The organism is Hungatella sp. (assembly GCF_046966825.1).
This window is the reverse complement of the sequence record NZ_JBKVCZ010000042.1, coordinates 1-23,233: the sequence shown is the minus strand read 5'-3', so window position 1 is coordinate 23,233 and position 23,233 is coordinate 1. Positions and strand designations below refer to the sequence as shown.

Sequence of the window (23,233 nt, the reverse complement as noted above, 5' to 3'; positions counted from 1 at the left end):
TTCGGGAGCGAATCGGTTTCGGGAGTGGATAGTTTCGGGAGCGAATCGGTTTCGGGGCGGATAAGCGGCGCAGCACTGATCTGCGGCGCAGAGACGGAAGAGGAGAAAGAGAATGGATAAGAGACTGACGATAGAGAGACGGATTGAGGCGGAGCTCATGAGTTATGATGGGACAATGGGTATCTACGCCGACGATTTTCATGGAAATGTTATTGCCATCGGCGCGGATGAGCCGTTTGAGACGGCCAGCACCATAAAGACGTATATTCTGGCGTGTCTGTTTGATCAGGTGGAAAAGGGAAAAGCCAGCTTAGAGGATATGGTGGAATTTAAAGAGGAACACGCGGTTGACGGCAGCGGAGTAATGTGTGCGCTGGAGCCGGGGGCTGTGCTCCGGGTGAAGGACGCAGCCACCCTGATGATTATTGTCAGCGACAATGTGGCGACGAACATGATGATCGACTATCTGGGGCTGGATACGATCAATGCGTGTATCCGCGGACTGGGATGCAGGGACACGGTGCTGCACAATCCGCTTCATTTTGAGCGGTATGATAAGCTGGGAACATCGACTCCCAGGGATTACGCCAGCATTTTTACGAGGCTGGCAGCGGGGACTTTGATAAGCCCTGAAGCGGACGCGAAGATGCTGGAGATTTTTAAGAAGCAGCACTACAACAGCATGATCACAAAGGATTTTCCGGCTGTTTACATGGACAGTGACAATACGGATGATGTGATGGTAAATGTGGCCTCCAAGAGCGGCAGCATGAACGCCTGCCGAAATGACGGCGGCATCATATACACCCCGTACGGTCCGTATGTGCTGGTGATGTTCAATAAGAAGTTCAGCGACGCCATGTATTATCCGGCGCATCCGGCGACGGTGTTCGGTGCCAGAGTCAGCCGGATGCTGTTTGATCAGTTCATCGCGCTGGAAGGCCGTTTTCAGATGTAGTGCGTGTCTTAAAATTGCTTTTTGTCAGTTATGTGTCACATGATCTGGGATTCAAAGCCTGCATGGTGACACAGGATGTCAAATATCTTTTTTTCCTGGTAGAAGAACTGGTAGCGGACCTGGCAGGCCGCGCTCTCTTTTATGGTGCGGCTCATGCTTCCGAACGAGGGCGCGGCCAGAGACAGGGGCTGGTCCTTGATCAGGTTGACGTGAAGCATCAGGCCGCCCTGGCTGACCAGGAGCTCGCGGTCGGTGAATTCCAGGATTTTAAGCCCTTTGTAGGTGGCGAGGCGGTATTCCTTTCCGCGGAACAAAACCGAACCGACAGAACCGTTAAAATGTGTTCCGGCAAAGGGAATATCGGCCACGGAAAGCATGACGCAGCAGGGGGCTTTCGTCTTCTTATCGGTCCAGGTACACTGGGTCCATACGTAACGGGAGGGAAAGGAACGGCCCCAGTCTTTTTCGATGTAGCCGAGACCGCCGTCAAAGTTCAGCTTTTTCCTGTTTAAGACCAGCTGGCCGGACAGGCGGTGGGAGAGACTTAAGACTCCGTGGCGGCACTGCATGAACGGAACGGCGCAGAAAGGCCCCATAATATCGTAGCTGGGCGGTGTAAATGGCCCATAGGAGAGGTGACCGGTCAGTGTCACCTCTTTTGTGGCAATATCCAGATGGATGCCCTGTTCCGCGAAGGTGGATGTACCGAGGTTTACATAAAATAGACTTGAGGCCGCCCGGAACTGGTCGGCAGAGCAGGGGATAACCCACGACTCGGTATTGGTGATAATCTGGAGGGAGGCGGATGGCTTTCCCTGCCTGTCAATATGGTATGCCGGAATCAGGGCGAGTACGCCGTCCGGCGACTGATGTTTTAAGTACCAGCCTTCAAAGAAAGAGTGTTTTTTCTGATAGCCGTGAAAATATTTCATGAGGAGAACCTCCGTATTTTTTTGTTTTTTAGCAGATAGTACCATTTATAGTCTGTCCAGGTGCTGCGGAAACATTCACACTTGTTTCTTTTGACATTATCCGCTATAATGTGACATACAGGCCGTGAGAATGCGGCGTGTACTGAAGGTAAAAGCAAGGCTGAAGCATGATAGAAAAGAATGTGAAAATAAATGAAAACTGAAAAACAGGCGCTGCCTGATCAAGGGATACTCATCTGTGAAGATGGGGATTTTTTCCCTTACAGGATAGTGAAATCCGCCAGGCGCACGATGGCGGTCTCCGTTACCAGGGAGGGAGAGATTGTTGTGCGGATACCGGATCGGCTATCGTGGAAGGCCGGCCATGAATTTGCGCAGCGGAATCAGGAATGGATCTTTGCGCATGCTTCCAGGATCAGGGAAGAAATGGAGAAACGGGAACAGTTTCACTGGACGGAGGGGGCTTTACTGCTCTTTCATGGAAGCCCCAGAAAACTCCATTTTGAGCGGGACTATGAGACGGAACGGTTCCGGGTATGCGATACCGGCGATAAATTTCTGGTATCCGGCCCCTTTACGGGGCAGGAGGATGACGAGCCGCTTGTGAAGGCGGCCATGGAAAACTGGTACCGGAAGCAGGCGAGGCGTTTTCTGGAGGAGAGAACCGCGTGGTGGGCGGATCGGATGGGGGTGTCGTATCTGCGAATCGCCATTCGGGATCAGGCCACCAGATGGGGAAGCTGCAGTGCCCGCGGTAATATTAACTATAACTGGAAGCTGGTGCTTCTGCCCGTGGAGCTGGCGGATTACGTTGTGGTGCACGAACTGGCTCATCGCACAGAGATGAATCATTCAAAGGACTTCTGGAAAGTCGTTGAGAGAGAACTGCCGGATTACCGGCAAAGAAGGAGAAGACTTAAGGGTTATGAAAGTGAAATCAATCAGAAATATCAGGATTAAAACGAAGCTTTTGTTTCTGGGAGGAGTCAGCATTCTGGGACTCGTGTTTATCGGCGCGGAGTCCATTATCACGGCGAGACAGATTAACCAGGCCAGCACGGAGATTTCCCAGTCCTGGGTTCCGGCGATTATCATCGCGGAGGAACTGAATACCGAGACCTCGGATTACAGGATCAAGGAATTTTACCATGCCATTACCCACGACCAGGAGACCATGGATCATCTGGAAAAAGAGATGATGGCGGTCCGTGATGAGATCGACGCGGCTTTTACGGAGTATGAGCAGAATTATATTACGGACGAAACGGACCGGGAGCTGATGGAAAACGCCAGAGCCTACTGGGACCGGTACTTGGAATACAGCGACCGGCTTCTTCCGATCAGCCGGGGCAATGATAACGAGGAATCACTGAAGATGATCATCGGAGAGTCCAGGCTCTTATTTGATGAGGCAAGCGGCAACTTTTTAAAGATGGCGGAGTTTAACCGTCTTGGAGCCGAGGCGGCCAGTGTCCGGGGCGATCAGCTTTACGCCAGGCTGGCCAGGGTGAAGATCGTGTCCATCTGCCTGATTGCGCTGATGATCACGATGCTTGTCATCTATATTATTATTGCTATCGATAAGCCGGTAAAGGCGATCGTGGAGGGGACCAGAAGGGTCTCCAACGGTGACCTGGATGTGTACCTTCCCTACGATTCTGAGGATGAGATCGGAATTCTGACGGATTCCGTGAATCAGCTGATTGAGCGGCTGAAGAACATTATTGACGATGAGAAATACCTTTTCCGCGAGATCGGAAGTGAGAATTTCGAGGTGAAGTCTACCTGTGAACAGGCTTACAGAGGGGATTTTGCACCTATTCTGTATTCCATTGCCAGCCTGATGAGCAGACTGGATATAGCGAAGCAGAAAAAGGAAGAACTGAAAAAGCGGCTGGAGGATCGGGTCGCCGCGGAGATAATCGCGGAGAAGAAGCTGGCGGAAGAAGCGAAGCTGGCAGAAGAGAAGAAGCTGGCGGAAGAGAAGAAGCTGGCGGAAGAGATGCAGTCGGCGGGAGAAAATACAACGCCTGATCGAGAACAGGCTGGTGAGGAGACGAAGAAGGATGGCAGCAGAACGATGGATGCTTCAGACGAAGAAGGCAGACTTTCATGAGATGGCAAGAATCCATCATATTACACCTGTAACGGCGAGGATTATCCGGAACAGGGATATTGTGGGAGAGGAGGCGGTAGAGAAGTATCTCCGGGGATCATTAAAGGATCTGTACAGCCCTCATCTGTTAAAGGACATGGATCTTGCAGTAGAGATCCTGAAGGAGAAGACGGAGCAGGGAAAACGGATCCGGATTGTCGGGGATTACGATATAGACGGCGTCTGCTCTACGTACCTGCTTTACCGGGCGCTCACGAGAATCGGGGCTAACGTGGATTATGAGATTCCGGACCGGATCAGGGATGGCTATGGAATCAATGAATCCATTATCCGCGCCGCGGCTGAGGACGGAGTCGATACGATCCTGACATGTGACAATGGAATCGCCGCTGTGGCGCAGATCAGCCTGGCGAAGGAACTGGGACTTACCGTGCTGATCACGGACCATCACGATATCATGCAGGAGGATGGCCATGATCTGCTTCCGCCCGCGGACGCGGTGGTCAATCCAAAACAGAGTGAGTGCAGCTATCCATACCCGGAGATATGCGGCGGAATGGTCGCTTATAAGCTTGTAAAGGCCCTCTACGAGGCATTTTCCGTTTCGGAGGAGGAATGGCTGTCCATGCTGGAATTTGCAGCGATTGCCACGGTGGGCGATGTGATGAAGCTGCGGGATGAAAACCGTATCATTGTCAAAGAAGGATTAAAAAGAATTGCAAATACAAAGAGTATTGGTCTTTTAAAGCTGATCGAGCGGAATGACCTGGATAAAGACCAGATTACCGCATATCATATCGGATTTGTCATCGGTCCCTGTTTAAATGCAGGCGGACGTCTTCAGACAGCCAAGCTGGCTTTGTCGCTTCTGCTGTGTGAGGACGGGGAAGAGGCGGACCGGCTGGCCATGGAACTGAAGGAGTTAAATGACCAGAGAAAAGATATGACGAAGCAGGGGACCGAGGAAGCCATTGCACAGGTGGAGGAGTGCTATCGTGACGATAAGGTTCTGGTGGCGTATCTGCCTTCCTGCCATGAATCGCTGGCGGGAATCATTGCAGGGCGTTTGCGGGAGCAGTATCAGAAACCGGCCTTTGTATTGACGGATGGAGAGGAATGTGCGAAGGGATCAGGGCGGTCGATCGAGCAGTATCATATGTTCGAAGGGCTGGTGAAGGTAAAGGATCTCCTGCTTAAATTCGGAGGCCATCCCATGGCCGCAGGGCTCTCACTTGAAAAAGAAAATATCGATGAATTCCGCCGCAGGCTGAATGAGGAGGCGGAACTTACAGAGGATGACTTTGTCCGCAAGATCTGGATCGATGTTCCCATGCCTCTCGATTACATAAATGAGCCTCTTATTGAAGAACTGGAGCTATTGGAACCATTTGGACAGGGCAATGAAAAGCCGCTGTTTGCACTGAAAGGGCTTCATATCAGAAGCGTGCGGGTGCTGGGAAAGAACCGGAACGCGGTGAAGTTTTCCCTGGCTGACGATAAGGGCGTTCCGATCGACGCCATGCTGTTTACAGACGGCGACGCATTTTTGGAGGAACTCGGCAGAAGCCGGGTAATCGATGTGATTTATTATCCGACGGTTAATGTATACAATGGCAGCAGGACTTTACAGATTATAATCAAAAATTATAAAATACCGGTTTGACGAAGGAGCAGGACGATGGAGAAAATCAGAGCCGCAGTGGTTGGATTCGGCGGTATGGGCCGCCAGTACGTACAGATGATTTATGACGGTGAAATCGACGGCATGGTACTCGCCGGAGTTTGCTGCCGAAATGAAAAGGGGCAGAATGAGATCAGGACAGTCTACCCGGGGGCATCTGTCTATCCGAATGTGGAGGCGATGTTCGCATGCGGAGACGAATTTGATGCTGTAGTTGTCGTGACACCTCACGCTACCCATGTCGAGATCGGAAAGATGGCGGCCGCGGCGGGAAAGCATATCCTGCTGGATAAGCCGGCCGGGATATCGACGAAGGAAGTGAAGGGACTCATAAATGCGGCGGCCCGCGCGGGAGTCTGTCTGGGAATGATCTTTAATACGAGGATGAACCGCGTATTTTTCCGTGCCAAGGAGATGATCGAGCGCGGAGAACTGGGGCGGCTTAACCGCGCTGTGTGGATATCCAATATCTGGTTCCGTACTCCGGCCTATCACAATTCCGCGTCCTGGCGCAGCACATGGGAGGGAGAACACGGCGGTCTGCTGATCAATCAGAGCCAGCATTTCCTCGATGTGTGGCAGTGGCTTCTCGGCATGCCGGATCAGGTTCTGGCTACGGTGGAATGTGGGAAATACAGTGATATCACGGTAGACGACAGTTTAGATATCCAGTTCTTCTATGACAACGGGCTCCACGGAACCTTTATTGCTTCCAGCGGGGAGTATCCGGGAGTCAACCGTCTGGAAATCTGGGGAACAAAGGGAAGGCTGTGCATCGAGGACAGCAGCCGGATTATATTTGACGAAAATGTGATGTCTACGGATGAATTTAACCGTCTGAATCAGGATATCTATGGAATGCCGGAGCACTATGCAAGGGAGATTGCAGTGGAGAAAAATGGCGTTGAAGGATATCAGAAGATCTTCCAGAATTTTACGGATCATTTGTTAAAAGGAGAACCGCTGCTTGCAACGGGAGAGGATGGGCTCCGCGTACTGATGATTGCGAATGGCGCGTACCTCTCGTCCTGGCAGGAACAGCGGGTTGAGTTCCCGATCGATGATGAGAAGTATGCGGTAATGCTGGAGGAGAAGGTCCGGGACGAACAGAAATTGCTGTCCTGTCTTGATAGATGAAGTGTTCAGGCTTAAATGCGAAGGGAATTTGATCTGTTTTTCTAATGGAGGATGAGAATGGAACAGAACAACTTACTCACTTAGTCAAATATCTGTCTGATACAGCCTTCTGAGCAGTATCAGCACGAGATTATGGACTTCAGAGGAAGAATCGTTGGTATGATTAATGTCAGATATGATTTAACTGAAGAAATGTACCGTTATTTAGGACATATTGGCTATTGCGTCCGCAAATCAGAGCGGCAGAAGGGATATGCAGCTGAAATGCTGCGGCTGGCTCTGAAGGAGGCGAAAAAGATAGGATTGGACAGAGTACTTTTGACAGTCGACAGCGATAAAACGGCTTCGATCGCCACTATGAAGAAAAACGGAGCGGTATTGGAAAATGAAGTCCCGTATCTAGGCAAGATTACGCAGAGATATTGGATTGAACTATAGAGCTTTGGGACGGTTTGTTTCCAGGGGATCTGATTAGGAAAGGAATGCTGTGAAAACAGCGTTCCTTTTTTTTGAAAAATTCGCCTTTAGTGGAGGAATTACTCTTGACAAAGGTCTGGCAATGTGTTAATTTAAAGTTAGTAATACGTATTACTAATTCGAATTACTAACTTTAAGAAAAAAGGAGAAGGTAAAATGAAAAAAGAATGGAAACGGTTTACGGCACTGGCACTCGGCGCGTTCATGGTACTCCAGGCAGCAGGCTGCAGCCCGCAAAAGGCGGCAGATCCAGCTACGGTAAGCAGCCAGAAGGAGGCGCAGACGTCTGGCGAGGTTTCAAAGGAATCTTCCGCGGGGGAAGAAGAAAAGACGGTGACACTCCGGATGTTGAACTGGGGAAATACGGAGGAGGAAGCTATCGCCAATGATGCGATTGGCAGATTTAAGGAGAAGCATCCGGGCGTGGAGGTTGAACAGACATGTGTTCCAGTTGATTCCTGGTCCGACTTTATCCAGAAGTGGATTACCATGAGCACCTCGGGGGAGGCGCCGGATGTGATTAATCTGGGACTGGAAGGTGCGAAGATGGCGGTTGCCAATGATTTACTGCTTCCGCTCGATGACATTGCAGCAGGGGATGCAGAATTACAGAGTAAGAAAGAACAGTATGCGGAGTCGCTGCTGGAAGGCTTCAGCGAGGGTGGGACGCTTTATGGGCTTCCAAGTGGAACACAGACCATGGTTATGTACTATAACAAGGATATTTTTGATGAAAAAGGCGTCGAGTACCCGAAGGAAGGCTGGACCTGGGATGAATTTCTGGAGACGGCTGAAAAGCTTACATATGAAGAAAATGGAAAGACCGTATATGGATACGGATTATCCAGTTCTTATTTTCAGCTGACACCGTGGTGGGCTACAAACAGTGCATATCCGGTCAGCGAGGACTATGAGAAACCAACATTAAATTCGCCGTCTATGCTGGAATCCATTACATTCTTAAAATCTATGGTAGATAAAAAGGTAACGCCGGATCCGATCAGCTCTGATGTTTATACGATGTTCTCTTCCGGTCAGTTGGCTATGGTAGGTGCTGGCAGATGGGTACTAAATACATGGCAGGATGCAGGAATGAAGAATTTTGACTGTGTGCAGTGGCCGAAGAAGACGGAAGAGGGCAGTGTATATGGAGGTTCCGCATGGTGTATCGGTTCCATGACAAAGGAGAAAGAACTGGCTGTCGAACTGCTGAAGGAAATGGTGGCAGACGAGACGTTAACTGCAGTAGCGGCGGGCGGACAGCAGATACCACCGACAGAGAAGCTGGCTTGTGACACGGCAATCATGGGAACCGTACCGGATAACATTCTTGGGCTTTGGAAAGCAGTTACGATAGCTTCACCGGTTGCGGCTCCCGTATTCTTTGGTGATATCGAACAGGCGATGCTTCGTGGACTGGAAAATGTATTCTCAGGTTCCATGAGTGTAGAAGATGCCATGAATCAGGCGCAGTCAGAGGTGGAGACGACGATTGCAAACAAGTAGGACAGTTCGGCGAAACACTAGATTGGAGGAAGCGATGGCAGGAATAAAACGAAGACCAGGTAACCGAAGAAAGAAAAAAGAGGCTTTGACAGGGTATTTATTTACCCTGCCATCCTTCCTTGGATTCATAGCCTTTGTTCTGATTCCGGTATTCTGGGCCCTTATCATTTCATTTCAAAAATACAATGTATTTACCGGGGCCAGCACATGGAACGGGGTAAAGAATTATCTGCATATTTTACAGGATCCAAGATCTGTGACCACACTGGGGAATACTTTGTGGTATGCAATCTTCGCAACGGTAGGCAACACAGCGGTGGGGCTTCTTTTAGCGATAGCTGTGGACAATAAGCTTCCGGGAAAAGTCACGGTATTCTTCCGATCCATCTATTTTTTTCCTTCCTTAATCGGACTGGTCTTTGTAGCAATTATCTGGCAGTATTTTTTTCAGACGGATGCCGGGGTGATTAATTATTATCTGGGAAAGATTGGAGTCAGTAAAATCGGTTGGCTCAGTGACAAGAGCATGGCAAAGTTTTCTGTTCTGATCCTTGACGTATGGAAGAACTGTGGGATGTCCATGCTGCTTATTCTGGCAGGACTCCAGAATATCGACAGAGGCCTTTTAGAGGCAGCGGGTATCGATGGGGCTGGTCCTGTGCAGAAGTTCTTAAAGATGACTCTTCCCCTCGCGTCTCCGACCATTTTCTTTGTGCTGGTTATGAATGTGACGGGTGCGCTGCGTATTTACGAATCGGTATATGTTCTGACAAACGGCGGGCCGGGAGATTCCAGCAGAAGTCTTGTTATGCTTATTGCGGAAAAGGCGTTTACCTCATTCGATTATGGAATAGCTTCGGCTCTGTCCATGATCCTTCTGATTTTGATCGGGATCATTACAATGATTCAATTCGCGGGAAGCAGGTGGTGGGTACATTATGACTAAGATAATTAGAATAAAAGGAAAAAGAGTACGTCCCGGACAGATTCTTCTGGCCATTGGTATGATCCTTGTGGCCATGATTATGATTGCCCCGTTTTTGTGGGTGTTCTCAGCGTCGCTGCGGACATTCAGTGATGCGACGGCACTGCCGCCCAAATGGCTTCCGCCTGCCCTCGGCGAGTGGAATATGAAGTATTTTGACAAATTATGTTCGGGGCAGATCCCATTTTTTACTTTTATGCGGAACAGTCTGAAAATTAGCACAATCATCACTGCTGGAATGGTATGCCATGGTGCGCTGGCAGGCTATGCCTATGCCCGTCTCTCCTTTAAAGGAAAGAATGTGATGTTTGGGCTGATGCTGGTGGGTATGATGGTACCGGTACAGGTGACGATAGTCCCTTTATTTAAGATCATGAATTTGCTGGGGGTTATCAACACGGCGGCTGCCGTGACACTGCCTTCTGTTTTTGGAGCCATGTGCCCGGGATTTGCGGGTGCATTTGGAATATTTATGATGAGACAGTTTTTTATGACGGTGCCGGCTGAAATGGAAGAGGCGGCTACGATCGATGGGGCAGGCATTATAAGAACTTTTTTTTCCATCATGCTGCCAATGGCAAAATCGACGCTGGCGTCCCTGGCAATTATAGTTTTTACATTTGCCTGGAATGATTATTTTACTACATTTATTATGATCAACTCTACGGAAAAGCTGACGCTGCCCGTAGGAATTCTATCAATCAAACAACCGTTTTCCACAGGTGATAATGTTGTATTTGCCGCAGTTTGTCTCGCGGTGCTGCCGGTCCTGTTCGTATTTATTCTGGGACAGAAATGGATTGTACAGAGCATGACGCATGTGGGAGTGAAGGGATAAGAGGAGGAGTATTTAAGAGATGAACAGAGAAATGCTGCATTCAAAGACAGATTTATTCAAGACCGGCGGGGAGATCTCCTACAATGGGGATGCCGGAGTTGCTAAATTTCTTTTGGGCGGAATCGGAACGGGCAATATTTCCGTGGGGGCCAGAGGGGAGCTTAGGGATTGGGAAATATTTAACTGGCCGGGAAAGGGACAATTCGTTCCATTTTCATTTTTTGCAATCCGTACCAGGGAGGAGGGAAAGGAACCGGTCAGCAGGATTCTGGAATCTAAGATATGTCCGCCGTACTATAAATCTCACGGATTTTTAAATGGGGAACTGGCAGGAATCCCTCGTTTTGAATCTTCTAAAATGGTAGGGAAGCAGCCCTTCGTATATATTGATCTGGAGGACAGCAAGGTGCCGGTCGAGGTAAAAATGGAGGCATTTACACCATTCATACCGCTTAATTCCGATGATTCCGGAATTCCAACAGCAATTATCCGTTATCACGTGAAGAATCCAACCGATAGGGCGGTAGAAGTATCCGTAGTGGGCACCATGGCTAATGTGGTCGGATTTCAGGGCTACGATGTATTTAATAATGTTAAGCTGGTTGATGAAGTACAGAATGAATATCGTGAAAATGGAGAAATCAAAGGCTGGTATTATACTGCAAAGCACTTAAAAGAAACGGACATGAAATTTGGAAGCATGTCCATTGCATCTGTGAGAGCGAAGAATACTTATAAGAAACAGTGGCTGCACGGCCAATGGACGGATAATGCGCAGGACTTCTGGGATGATTTTACTGAGGACGGAGTTCTGGACGATATGGAAACAATTGAGTCAAAAGGATGTGATCTTCTTTCCCATTACGATTTCAGCTTCTTAAATCTCAAGGAACGCATCAGCTCTGTCGGAAGTATGGAAATGGTTGGGCCAAACGAGGAGAAGACGTTTGAATTCGTGATTTCCTGGTATTTTCCCAACCGTCCAAAGGGCTGGATCGAATACGATGAGGATTTAGAGCGATACAGAGATGGCGGATATGATACGATACGCAATTATTACGCCACAAGATTTACCGATGCATGGAATGTAACGGAGTACGTAGCCGGGAAGATGGACGAGCTGGAAAAGCCTTCCCGAGCATTTGAAGAGGCACTGTTTGATACTACGATTCCAGTTTATGTGATCGATGCAGTGGCCGCCAATATCATGTCAATGAAGAGCCATTGCTGCTTCCGGATTGAGACGGGAGAGTTCTTGGGCTGGGAAGGGATCAGAGACTATGTAGGCTGTGGTCAGGGTAATGTAAACCATGTGTGGAACTATGCTACAGCTGTGGCGGCCCTGTTCCCGGATCTTGAAATTACCATGCGTAATGTAGAATTTAAGAAGGAACTGGATGACGATGGCGGTATGCCATTTAGAGCAAGAAAGGTTCTCGGGGAGAGCCGTTGGGATATGATACCCGCATGTGATGGGCAGTTTGGCTCTGTTTTACGGGTGTATCGTGAGTGGAAGTATACTGGAGACGATGATTTCCTGAAAGAAATATGGGAGTCAATGATAAAAGCACTTGAATATGCGATCCATGAGTGGGATACGGATGGAGACTGCGTTCTCGACGGAAAAATGCATGTGACCTATGACATCGAGTTCTATGGTCCGAATACGATGACAAATACCATTTATCTGGCAGCTGTCAAAGGTGTTGCATTCATGGCAGAACATCTGGGAAAGACAGAAGAGGCGGAAAAATATCGTGCTTTGTATGAGAAGGCAGAACCGCTGGTGGATGAAATGCTGTTTAACGGAGAATATTACGTGCAGATGCTTGATGATGTGGATGCTTATCGTTACCAGTACGGTACCGGGTGCCTTACGGACCAGCTTCTGGGACAGTTCATGGCACATGCCGCGGGGCTGGGATACGTGCTTCCGAAAGATCATGTAAAAAAGACGCTGGAATCCATTTACCGCTATAATTTCCGTGACTGCATGGAAGAGGTCCCTAATGTTCAGCGAACCTATGCGCTGAATGATGAGGCTGGGCTGGTTCTCTGCTCCTGGCCAAAAGGCGGCCGTCCGAGATTCCCGTTCGCTTACTGTGATGAAGTGTGGACCGGCGTTGAATATCAGGTGGCAGTATGTATGATAAAGGAGGGGATGCTGGAGGAAGCGTTTACCATTATAAGGGCAGTCCGTGACAGGTATGACGGATATAAGAGATGCCCCTGGAGTGAGACTGAGGCAGGCCATCACTATATACGCCCAATGTCCAGCTTTTCTCTGATTCCGGCTCTGTCCGGTTATGAGTGTGATATGACGGAGAAGACCATGTCGTTTAAGCCGGTAATCAACAAGAATCACTTTAAATCCTTCTGGATTAATGGAAAAGCCTGGGGGACTTATGAACAATCCATTGGTGAGGATGGTGTGGTAAAATCTGGTATTCAAGTATTGTACGGAAGTCTGGACGGTGTTAGAATATTAGAAAGATAAGAACAATAGAATGTGAGGGTTAAAATGGGTGCCAATAGAAAATTGCCTACTATGACGGATGTCGCCAGGTTAGCAGGAGTTTCACAGTCCACAGTTTCTCTTGTGCTTCGGGGGAAAGCGGGGGATAACATACCGGAGGCTACCAGGGACCGGATATTCCAGGCCAGCAGTGAACTGGGATATCGTGTGAACAAGCTGGCCAGTGCGTTAAACAGTACAGGCAGCGGAATCATAGGCATGCTGACAGATGAGCTGATCACGACGAACTTTGCTGGTGCAATTGTAAAGGGTGCCCAGGAACGTGCCCTGGGAAAAAATAAGATACTGATGCTTGCGGCCCTGGAGAATGAGGGGCGGCTGGTGGAAAAATCGGTCGATATGATGATTGGATACCGGGTGGACAGCATCCTTTATGCATCCATGTATCACAGGAGAATCGAACTTCCGTCAAATTTAAAGGATATTCCGACCGTACTGGTTAACTGCTTCGACTCTGAAAACCGGTATCCGGCCATTCTGCCTGATGATTATTCAGGCGCATATCAGGCGGCCTCCTACCTGATTGAATGTGGTCACAGGAATGTTGTCTACTTAAGCAACGAGAAGAGGGAGACGAGGAATGGCGAGAGACTGCCAGCCACTTTGTTAAGAGAACGGGGATTTAAAGCGGCGTTTGAAGATCATGGAGTTTCGTCAGAAACTGCTGCGATTATTCCGATTACCATAACAGGCCATGATGTGTTTGAGGCGGCAACGGATATTTTATCGTCTGCGGACCGTCCGACTGCTGTCATGTGTTATAATGACAGAATGGCGATGGGCGTGTATTCCGCTGCTAATGCGCTGGGACTCAAAATACCGGAGGATTTATCGGTGATTGGTTATGATAATCAGACGGTTATCGCAGAATTCCTGGTACCTTTTTTAACGACTATTGAGCTGCCCCATTACGAGATGGGTGACCAGGCGGTGAGCTACTTATTCCGCCACCAGTACCCGTTTGATGCGGAGCAGATTTTAATCAGTCCCAAGCTGATTATCCGCAGTTCCGTCCGCAGCATCGGTGAGGAGGAATTTGATGATAGAGGATGAGTTACTTCCCTCTGAACGGTTTAAGGGGGAGAAGAAAGAGTTCTGGCGTCCGGCGTATCATTTTACGGCGCCGTCAGGATGGCTGAATGATCCGAATGGGCTTATTTATTACAAAGGCTGGTATCATTTATTTTATCAATACAATCCGGCTGGTTGCGAATGGGGCCCTATGCACTGGGGACATGCCGTGAGCAGGGATTTTCTGCACTGGAAAGATTTGCCCCCTGCATTGAAACCAGACCAGCCGTATGACGACGATCCGGAAGGAGGCTGCTTTTCGGGCAGTGCAGTAGAGAAGGATGGAAGACTGTGGCTCTTTTACACAGGGGCGGTAAAACGAGGCGGCAGGGCTGTTCAGACACAGTGTATGGCCTATTCTGATGATGGGGTTATTTTTCATAAGTATCATTTAAATCCTGTAATTACAGAGCCGCCGGAAGGCAATTCCGAAGATTTCAGGGATCCCAAAGTTTTTTTTGCTGAAGGAGGCTGGAACATGGTGGTAGGCGGTTCCGCCTGCGGGGACGGAGGCGGGGGAGATGGAAGAATCTATTTCTACCGATCCGAGGATCTTTTAAAATGGAAGTTTGCCGGTACAGTGCTCGCATCTGACGGCAGGCTTGGCACCATGTTTGAGTGTCCAGACATGTTTGAACTGGATGGAAAATGGATCGTTACCTGTTCGCCTATGTATCACCCGGGAGGAAATAAGGCGCTTTACTGTGTGGGAACCATGGATTTTGAAACATGTCGTTATGAAGTGGAGAAAATCGGATGTCTGGATTATGGTTCTGATTATTATGCAGCACAGTCCTGTCTGGATCAATTCGGAAAACGCATTATGATGGCCTGGCAGAATGGCTGGGACTGGATGCCATGGTGTACAGGGCAGGGGCCATCAGGAAAAGAAGGCTGGCGGTGTGTTCTGGCACTTCCAAGGAGAATTACATTGGATTCGGAGGGGAGTATCTGTGCAGCGCCGATCTCTCTGGATACCATACAAAGGGACCGGACCGTTGCAGAACGGTGCGAACTGACTGGGAGAAAACGATATCTCTATCCGGGAGACCCCTTTTGTTTTGAAGTGGCGGTGCGCGTAAGTATCAAGAACATCGAATCACAGTCCATTGAGATCGGGCTGTTCGATGACGGTGAGCATGTGCTGATGATTGATGCGGACTTTGTAGCGGGAGTCGTTACGATTGATAAGAGCCGTATGGGACCGTGGGATGTGGGACGCATCCATGCGCCTTTTAATACATCACGTCCGGTGTTTGAGATGAGAATACTGGTCGATCACAGTTCCGTGGAGGTGATTACGGATGAGGGGCGTTGCTGTATGACGACTAATGTATATCCGGATAAGGAACAGACAGGCTGTTTTATAAGAACACCGTATAAAACTGCAGCGCTTGAACGCCTGGAGGTAATATCGTTTCATGGGATCTGGGATTAGGGGGAGCTAAGATTGTTAAGACTCCGGAAAGAACTTGACAGTCTTATTAAAAATGCATTATAATCAACCACAACGGTAAGAGGCGCTGGTGCAGGGAAGAGTCCCTCTGCCAGCGTCTTTGTGCAACTGTTAAATTGAAAGGGAAAAGAGAGGGAAAGTGGACATGGTCAATGAAGTAATGAAGTTTATCACCAGCTATGACAAGGAAGTGGGCGAGGCTATTGAGCTGGAATGCGCGCGCCAGAGAAGAAACTTAGAGCTGATCGCGTCGGAAAACATCGTTTCTGAGCCGGTTATGATGGCGATGGGAACCGTTCTCACCAACAAGTATGCAGAAGGATATCCTGGAAAGCGTTATTACGGCGGCTGCGAGGACGTGGACATCGTGGAGAATATTGCCATCGAGCGTGCCAGGAAGCTGTTTGGCTGTGATTATGCCAACGTACAGCCACATTCAGGAGCACAGGCTAACATGGCGGCATTTGTAGCCATGGTGCAGCCGGGCGATACCGTGATGGGCATGAATCTGAACCACGGCGGCCATTTAACACATGGAAGTCCAGTCAACTTTTCCGGTCTTTATTTTAATATTGTTCCTTACGGTGTCAATGACGAGGGATTCATCGATTACGACGAGATGGAGCGGATCGCTGTTGAAAACAAACCGAAACTGATCATTGCAGGCGCAAGTGCTTACGGAAGAACCATTGATTTCAAAAGATTCCGTGAGGTTGCCGATAAGGTAGGCGCTTACTTAATGTAGACATGGCTCATATCGCCGGATTAGTGGCAGCAGGGCTCCATCCAAGTCCAATCCCGTACGCGGATGTCGTGACAACGACGACCCACAAGACGCTTCGCGGACCGAGAGGCGGTATGATTCTGGCGAATAAGGAAGCTGCTGAGAAATTCAATTTCAACAAAGCTATTTTCCCGGGTACCCAGGGCGGTCCTTTAGAGCATGTAATCGCTGGCAAGGCAGTGTGCTTCGGTGAGGCGCTGAAGCCGGAATTCAGAGAGTATCAGGAGCAGGTAGTGAAAAACGCCAAAGCTCTGGCTGCGGCTTTTGTGAAGCAGGGCTTCAACATTCTGACCGGCGGCACGGATAATCATCTGATGTTAATCGACTTACGCGGTATGGAAGTAACCGGTAAGGAGCTTCAGAACCGTTGTGACGAGGTTTATCTTACACTAAATAAGAATGCGGTTCCGAATGATCCGAGAAGCCCGTTCGTGACCTCCGGCGTTCGTGTAGGAACTCCGGCCGTAACTTCCAGAGGATTAAAGGAAGAGGATATGGAAAAGATCGCAGAATGCATCTGGCTGGCTGCGACTGATTTTGAGAACAAGGCCGACTACATCAGAGCTGAAGTGACGAAAATCTGTACGAAGTATCCGATCTACGAATAATTCAGTAAATAATAGAAAATCGTAGAGTAAATCGCAGATAAGGATAGAATGCGACACGGTAATGAGATTGCAGTAAATGAGACAGCAGTAAATAAAAATAGCAGTAAATGAGATAGAGGCAGGCCGGAGTCGTGCGGTTCCCCTGGAATGGGAGACTGTGCGGTTTCGGTCTGCTGTTTTTTTATTTTTATATTATTTCATTTTATTTTATCGCTTTTGGCTTTTTCATAGCAGGCATGAGTTAAAATAAAAACAGTTGTAATTTTATGCAGATCACGGCAGTGACTTCAATGACTTCAATGACTTCAATGACTCCATTGACCCCATTGTAAAGAAAGTGCAGGACAGTGCCCCAATAATGAATATGGTGAAAAATACCCGCTTGACATTCACCCTGGGCGAAGCTCTATACTTACGTTATCACCGGGAAAACGGTATGTTTAGGAGGAGAGAAGATGCTTAAAATCAATGAGGCGGCTAAAATGCTGCATGTCAATCCGAACGCCCTGCGTTTTTATGAAAAGAAGGGGGCTCTTGCACCGCACAGGGATGAAAATGGTTATCGGCTGTATACGATGGATGATGTCGCCAGGATTCAGATTATTCTGCTGTACCGAAGGATGGGATTTTCCATTGAAATGATTTTAAAACTGCTCGGGCAGGAGGAAAGTCCGGTGGATTTATTTTTTCAGCAGTATGATATTTTAAACCGTCATGTTCATTCCATGAGCCTGATCCGGGATTCCCTGGCGGGCTGCATCGACGGGATGCTGGGAGAGATAAATGGAACGGAAGATGGAGGTTCCAGTTTCAATGCGGCCATACCGGCAAGTGCCATGGAGGAGTTGGAGAAAACTGCGGCACTGCTTGCGGGGATGGCGGAGTGGGAGGACCGGTGGGACTTCGACAGCTCTGCGGTTCATTACGATGAGATGGTGAGGCGTGGTGTGAACGGGCTTGCATTTTATGAGAATTATGAAACGGTCCTAAATGAGACGGCGCGGCTGGCTCGGGAGCACGGAGGCATCATGGCGGAAATTGGGGTCGGTACGGGAGAACTGGCTGGACGGCGGCTTTCTGATTGTGAAATTACCGGAATCGACCAGTCGGTGAATATGCTCAAGGAGACTAAAAAGAAGTTCCCCAAGCTGAAGGTGAAATTGGGAACGTTTCTGCAGCTTCCCATGGATTCCGGGAGTGTGGATACCGTGGTGTCATCCTATGCGTTCCATCATTGCAATGAGGAGGAGAAAATCCTGGCGGTCAAGGAGATGGCCCGGATTCTGAAACCGGCGGGGCGTATTGTGATTGCGGATCTGATGTTTGCAGATGAAGAGGCAAGGAAGATATTTGCGGAAAACTGTTCTGACGCGGAACGGGAGGATCTGGAGGATGAATATTTCGCATATGTGGACCGGCTGGAAGGCGTGTTAGAAACGTTGGGATTCGATGCCAGGCATGTACAGGTGGATCCGTTAATTTGGATTGTGACCGGGGATAGAAGGGCTGGGGATTAGACGAAGCAGAGAACGGAATCAATGCGGCACCGCAGAAGTAGAAAATCGGTTATACGGCGCCGCATTGTAATGTAAAAATAAGATTTGAACTGCATGACAGTAATGCATTTTTGAATTCTCGTTACCATTGTCAATATCAGCGGTAATTTTCAGCAAATCCGGAAAGAAAAATAGTTCATCGACGAGGGCGATGTTACTAATCCGTTGTAACTGGTCTTATCCAATGTTCCAAATACGCACAGCCATCCGTGGGGTAATACATTTCCCCTGCAAAATCGGTTGCGGCCAGCTTGTGTTTTTTCATCCACCTTTCCATGAATGTCTGTGCTTTATAAACGGCAGAATTTGTCAACTCCTCAAAGCTTTCAGCTTCAAATCCGCATACAATATACTCTGCAGCAGGTAGTTCGAAGGTAGAATATCCCTCTGCAGCAGTTCCATATTCGACTTCGGCGCCTGCCATATAGGTACAGTATCCCTCTTTCGCATTTCCGATATAAAGAGCGCCAAATTCATTTCCATGTTCGATGAGATGAGGTATTTTCGGTTTTATTTCGTGAAATTCGTTCCATAGCTTTGCAGCATATGAAATGCTCGTTTCAGTTCCTCCCATCAATTCTTTAATCGGTATTTCTTTTTCAATCCCAATAAATATTCGCGGTGTGGCCAGTTGTCTGCGTGTGACTTCCAGAACAATACCATCTGTAACCAGTGGAACATTTTCGTCAACCATTACGTAATTTAAGATCAGTTCAGGTTTTACAAATTGGTTTAGATGTACGTCTGACGTTCGATATTCGTCTGGTGTAATACCATAAACTTCTTTGAAGGCCCTTGTAAAGTTAGCATGACTGGAAAAACCGTAGTTCACTGCAGTATCAATTATGCGGGTGTTTTTGGTTTTCAAATCATCTGCTGCCTGTGCCAATTTGCGTAACTTTATATATTCGCAGACGGGCTTTTTAACTAAGCGTGAAAATAAACGCTGGAAATAGAATGGTGATAAGCTGGCAGTCTCCGCAAGTTTATCAATGGGTATGTCTTCCGTTAAATGGTTTTCTATATAATCAACGGACTTTTGAATTGCTTCCCATGCATGCACGATTTGATATCCCTCCTTTGTTTTCTTTAATGATATTCTAACCGGATAATTTAACATTAGCTTATCACACAATGCTCTTTTTGTATGTTGATTTCAGAAATCCGGCTTTTTCAGACACCGCTTCCTGGTGTCAGCGGTACCATTGGCTTAATTAACTGCATAATTGCTGTCTCCGAGTTTACTTTTGCCTTGTTGACATTGGCCGGTTGTAGTATAATGCCTTTATTTAATAAGTCTCTTAAAAGGCAATGAAAGGGATGGTACAATAATGATGTTAAATGGGATGGGGGCAATTTGGGATTTAAAGAAACATGGGAAGTATTTATCAGTCACTAAACTTTGTCTTACAATTATAGACTGCCACAGATACGTCATTTGTGTGGTCCAGCAGGTACCTGTATTTTTAAGGTCAGCGCCGCATACAGATTCACAAAATAAATTTTCGTAACAAACGTGGTAGTAAAATAGCAGTGATTACTGTAAAATGGAACTATAATGGTCAAAAGTACTGTTTTAGACTTTATGCAGGATTTTATAAAACCGGTCATCGTTTTTTGTCTCGGTAAGTTACGAGTTACAGGAATATAAGCATCGCCTGTTGACCGGTCAGGTGAAAATAAACGACAAAGATCAGGAGGTATTCTATGGCAGAATTGACTTCCATGCGAAATATTGGAAAAACAATGGAAGAGAAGTTGAAAGCTGTCGATATTTGTTCGGCTGAGGAGTTAAGGCAGACAGGAAGCAAAGAAGCTTTTCTGCGTTTGAAATTGCGTTACCCAAATGTCTGTTTAGTCCATTTATATACGCTTCAGGGAGCGATTGATGATCTGGGGTATAATCAATTGCCCGATGAAGTCAAAAGAGATCTAAAGGCGTTTAGCGACGGTTTTTAATAAACGGCAGCTTCAGAGGGGCGGAAAGGAGTAATACGAAATGAGCAAATATCAGGCATTGTGGGAATATGTACGGGAAAAGGAATGCAAGTCTTTGAAATTAACGTTTGATGAGATAGCGGATATAGTTGGAATACCATTAGACCATTCTTTTTTGAACTATAAAAAAGAGTTGACAGAGTATGGCTGGCAGGTCGGTAAAATATCGATGAAAGAGCAGACCGTCATTTTTGAAAAAACAGACTGATTCCATAACGGTCAGGTTCCAGGTAAATTGCGGCTTGTGAAAAACGGGAGAATTCAAATGAAAAAAATGCAGATAATGAGTGTAACGGTTTTCCAGCCGGAGTCGAACGTATCTCTGTTAAGCGGCAAAACCAGGCGGAATGTGGTATGGCAGGACTGATCAGCAGGCCGGAGATGGCTTGCTGTTTTCATATTTTATCGGCTTTCATAAATGATCCGTTTTCATAAATGATCCTTATTCATAAGGACAGCGTGTCCAACAGCAAAATACCGTTGTTACAGCGAAAGGAATTCCTATGTTGATCGATGTCTGCGTAGCAAGCGCATTTAGTAAAAACAATATGGGCGGAAATAGAGCCGGTGTAGTTTTGCAGTGCCCTGTTTTGAGCAAAGAAGAAAAAACAAAGATAGCGTATCAGTTAGGATATTCCGAGACTGCCTTTCTTTCTCAGTCGGAACAGGCGGATTATAGTCTGGAATATTTTACACCGGCGGGAGAGGTTCCCCTGTGCGGCCATGCGACAATTGCATCGTTTGTCGTGTTAAATTATTTAAACAGACTGAAAAAATCCGGGTATACGATTGAGACAAGGTCTGGAATATTGAGCATAAATGTGGAGGATGACGGGGCAATATTCATGCAGCAGAATACTCCGCAATTTTACGAGACACTGAACAGGGCAGAGGTCGAACCATGTTTCGGTTTAAAAGCTGGCTCCGGTATAGGAAATCTGCCTGTTCAAATGGTATCGACTGGTCTAAAAGATATCATAGTTCCGATTGAGTCGCCGACGGTATTGGAAAACATGGTTCCTGATTTCGCCGTTATTGCGAAACTCAGTCAGGAAAGGGACTGCGTCGGGATTCATGCATTTTCTCTTACGGGAGAGGGAAATTTAACCGCAATATGCAGAAATTTCGCGCCTCTGTATGGTATTGATGAGGAATCCGCCACCGGAACCTCCAACTGTGCGCTGGCCTGTTATCTGCATAAATACGAACAGAAACGGAGTCGGTATATCTTTGAACAGGGACATTGCTTGAATCGCATTTCCGAAATATATGTTCATGTGCATAGCAGCGGCAATACTGTTTCCGGTGTTTTCGCAGGCGGGTATGGGAATGTGGAAACGATGAAAACGATCATCATGGATTGAGAGAACACCTGGTTCCTCGGGTAAAAATGCTGCTGTCGTGCCGCGGCATTTATCAAAAATAGTTACGGGAATGCAGGTACGCCCGGGAAAGGAAGTGAAGCGGATATGGCAGCAGGTTTCATCGGTACGATAATGAGCTGTCTCCTGATTTTACTGGCTGTCGCGGTGGCTCTGGCCGTCTGTGTGCAGATTGTAAAACGGCGCGCCGTGGCGGCGGTTGAAGATATGATGGGAGTGGAGGGAAGCGGATGTGTTCCGAAACTGGAGCAGATACGGGTACTGAGGGAAGCGGGGATCTCCATTACTCCGGCTGAAATGGAACAGGAATTTATTCTCGGTCTTACGCCTTCGGAAAATGAGTATCTTGCCAGTCACCCATACTATGGATTCTGTATACTGGCCGGGAGCAGGAAGGCGCTGAACTGCGTCTACTCGACCGGGGACCGGGAGTGTATCTATCAGTGGGATTCCTACGGAAAGATATTAAATGGTCTGAAGGCGATATCCGGGCTGCCGTTTGAGGAGATCAGCGGGGAGGAACGTTATGCGGTAAGCTTCCGTTTTCATGACCGTGTTTATCAATGGAAGGCCAGAAAAAACCGCGACTGGATGGATACCGGGATGGCGGGATTTTTAAACCGGATTCTGGACCGGCAGGGCGGCGGAGAACAACGTTTTTACCTGGATAACAGCCATGAGGCGCCATTGTATTTATATGCATCAGCAGCTATGGCAGACAGAGTGAACAGGGAGACAGGCCTTAAGTTCCGAATGGCGAAAGCGGTCCATTCCCGTTGACAACAGCCTGTTTTCAGTGACAGCGGCAGAGGAGGGCAGGAATGGATAAGAGCAGAAGAGGAAGAAAACGGATAATAGCAGCCGGCGTGTTCTGCGTGATGGCGGCCGTCCTGTGCGCGTTCTATGGGTATGCGGTCTATTGCGGCCTGATTCAGTTAAATAATCCTTCAAAGAAGCGGTATCCGGTACGCGGTGTGGATGTCTCCCACTATCAGGGGACCATCGACTGGCCGGTTCTGGCGGCGCAGGATCTGGATTTTGCATACATAAAGGCGACAGAGGGAAGCTCTCATACGGATGAGAAGTTTGCGGAGAACTGGGAAGCGGCGAAGGACACGGGACTCAGGATCGGGGCATACCATTTTTTCAGCTTTGACAGCCCGGGAGAGAGCCAGCTGAAGCATTTTACAGAGACAGTACCAGCCTTCCGGC

General features: G+C 48.0%; 20 protein-coding genes and 1 pseudogene. 19 read left to right on the top strand and 2 right to left on the bottom strand.

Going from position 1 to position 23,233, the window contains the following annotated elements; genetic code table 11:
* The first annotated feature begins 112 nt into the window (after window positions 1–112).
* The gene (locus tag ACLTD4_RS14710; protein WP_117634288.1) at window positions 113–958 is read left to right on the top strand and encodes a serine hydrolase; all 846 of its coding nucleotides are present in this window, start codon (window positions 113–115) and stop codon (window positions 956–958) included.
* 35 nt (window positions 959–993) lie between these two features.
* On the opposite strand, the gene ACLTD4_RS14705 is transcribed toward ACLTD4_RS14710, so the two are convergent.
* Entirely contained in the window at window positions 994–1,890 is an 897-nt protein-coding gene (locus ACLTD4_RS14705; RefSeq protein WP_055659605.1) for a tocopherol cyclase family protein, read from the bottom strand.
* 192 nt (window positions 1,891–2,082) lie between these two features.
* Between ACLTD4_RS14705 and ACLTD4_RS14700 the strand changes: the two genes are divergently transcribed.
* From ACLTD4_RS14700 to ACLTD4_RS14640, 13 genes and pseudogenes are all read left to right on the top strand, one after another.
* Window positions 2,083–2,850 carry a SprT family zinc-dependent metalloprotease gene (locus tag ACLTD4_RS14700; protein WP_321013872.1) on the top strand — a complete coding sequence of 256 codons (768 nt, stop codon included), beginning with the start codon at window positions 2,083–2,085 and terminating at the stop codon, window positions 2,848–2,850.
* On the top strand, window positions 2,816–4,006 hold the full coding sequence (locus ACLTD4_RS14695) for an MCP four helix bundle domain-containing protein (protein WP_117634286.1): 1,191 nt from the start codon (window positions 2,816–2,818) through the stop codon (window positions 4,004–4,006). The genes ACLTD4_RS14700 and ACLTD4_RS14695 overlap by 35 nt, the downstream gene beginning before the upstream one ends.
* A complete protein-coding gene (gene recJ / locus ACLTD4_RS14690) occupies window positions 3,957–5,669 on the top strand; it encodes a single-stranded-DNA-specific exonuclease RecJ (protein WP_117634284.1) in 1,713 nt (570 codons plus the stop codon). The genes ACLTD4_RS14695 and recJ overlap by 50 nt, the downstream gene beginning before the upstream one ends.
* Before the next feature lie 15 nt (window positions 5,670–5,684).
* Window positions 5,685–6,824, top strand: a complete 1,140-nt coding sequence (locus ACLTD4_RS14685) for a Gfo/Idh/MocA family protein (protein WP_117634282.1) — start codon at window positions 5,685–5,687, stop codon at window positions 6,822–6,824.
* Between the two features lie 132 nt (window positions 6,825–6,956).
* Window positions 6,957–7,262, top strand: a complete 306-nt coding sequence (locus ACLTD4_RS14680) for a GNAT family N-acetyltransferase (RefSeq protein ID WP_270466885.1) — start codon at window positions 6,957–6,959, stop codon at window positions 7,260–7,262.
* 195 nt (window positions 7,263–7,457) lie between these two features.
* A complete protein-coding gene (locus ACLTD4_RS14675; protein WP_117634280.1) occupies window positions 7,458–8,807 on the top strand; it encodes an ABC transporter substrate-binding protein in 1,350 nt (449 codons plus the stop codon).
* Window positions 8,808–8,841: 34 nt separating this feature from the next.
* A complete protein-coding gene (locus ACLTD4_RS14670) occupies window positions 8,842–9,753 on the top strand; it encodes a carbohydrate ABC transporter permease (RefSeq protein WP_117634278.1) in 912 nt (303 codons plus the stop codon).
* Window positions 9,746–10,630, top strand: a complete 885-nt coding sequence (locus ACLTD4_RS14665) for a carbohydrate ABC transporter permease (RefSeq protein WP_055659617.1) — start codon at window positions 9,746–9,748, stop codon at window positions 10,628–10,630. Before ACLTD4_RS14670 ends, ACLTD4_RS14665 begins: the two co-directional genes overlap by 8 nt.
* A gap of 19 nt (window positions 10,631–10,649) precedes the next feature.
* Entirely contained in the window at window positions 10,650–13,127 is a 2,478-nt protein-coding gene (locus ACLTD4_RS14660) for a GH116 family glycosyl-hydrolase (protein ID WP_117634276.1), read from the top strand.
* Window positions 13,128–13,151: 24 nt separating this feature from the next.
* Window positions 13,152–14,219, top strand: a complete 1,068-nt coding sequence (locus ACLTD4_RS14655; RefSeq protein WP_070102559.1) for a LacI family DNA-binding transcriptional regulator — start codon at window positions 13,152–13,154, stop codon at window positions 14,217–14,219.
* Complete coding sequence (locus ACLTD4_RS14650) at window positions 14,206–15,675, top strand: glycoside hydrolase family 32 protein (RefSeq protein ID WP_117634275.1); 1,470 nt, start codon at window positions 14,206–14,208, stop codon at window positions 15,673–15,675. Before ACLTD4_RS14655 ends, ACLTD4_RS14650 begins: the two co-directional genes overlap by 14 nt.
* 163 nt (window positions 15,676–15,838) lie before the next feature.
* Window positions 15,839–17,085: pseudogene (gene glyA / locus ACLTD4_RS14645) on the top strand (serine hydroxymethyltransferase).
* A gap of 455 nt (window positions 17,086–17,540) precedes the next feature.
* Window positions 17,541–18,602 carry a MerR family transcriptional regulator gene (locus ACLTD4_RS14640; RefSeq protein ID WP_117634271.1) on the top strand — a complete coding sequence of 354 codons (1,062 nt, stop codon included), beginning with the start codon at window positions 17,541–17,543 and terminating at the stop codon, window positions 18,600–18,602.
* A 196-nt stretch (window positions 18,603–18,798) separates the two neighbouring features.
* Here ACLTD4_RS14640 and ACLTD4_RS14635 read toward each other — a convergent pair whose 3' ends face one another.
* On the bottom strand, window positions 18,799–19,704 hold the full coding sequence (locus ACLTD4_RS14635) for an AraC family transcriptional regulator (RefSeq protein WP_117634268.1): 906 nt from the start codon (window positions 19,702–19,704) through the stop codon (window positions 18,799–18,801).
* Between the two features lie 644 nt (window positions 19,705–20,348).
* On the opposite strand from ACLTD4_RS14635, the gene ACLTD4_RS14630 reads away from it, so the two are divergent.
* From ACLTD4_RS14630 to ACLTD4_RS14610, 5 genes are all read left to right on the top strand, one after another.
* Window positions 20,349–20,600 carry a TfoX/Sxy family protein gene (locus ACLTD4_RS14630; RefSeq protein ID WP_117634266.1) on the top strand — a complete coding sequence of 84 codons (252 nt, stop codon included), beginning with the start codon at window positions 20,349–20,351 and terminating at the stop codon, window positions 20,598–20,600.
* Window positions 20,601–20,640: 40 nt separating this feature from the next.
* Complete coding sequence (locus ACLTD4_RS14625; RefSeq protein ID WP_055659632.1) at window positions 20,641–20,847, top strand: hypothetical protein; 207 nt, start codon at window positions 20,641–20,643, stop codon at window positions 20,845–20,847.
* Between the two features lie 295 nt (window positions 20,848–21,142).
* A complete protein-coding gene (locus ACLTD4_RS14620; protein ID WP_117634264.1) occupies window positions 21,143–22,003 on the top strand; it encodes a PhzF family phenazine biosynthesis protein in 861 nt (286 codons plus the stop codon).
* A 105-nt stretch (window positions 22,004–22,108) separates the two neighbouring features.
* The gene (locus ACLTD4_RS14615; protein ID WP_117634262.1) at window positions 22,109–22,801 is read left to right on the top strand and encodes a hypothetical protein; all 693 of its coding nucleotides are present in this window, start codon (window positions 22,109–22,111) and stop codon (window positions 22,799–22,801) included.
* A 41-nt stretch (window positions 22,802–22,842) separates the two neighbouring features.
* On the top strand, window positions 22,843–23,233 hold a 391-nt coding region (locus ACLTD4_RS14610), incomplete at its 3' end, for a GH25 family lysozyme (protein WP_412331391.1).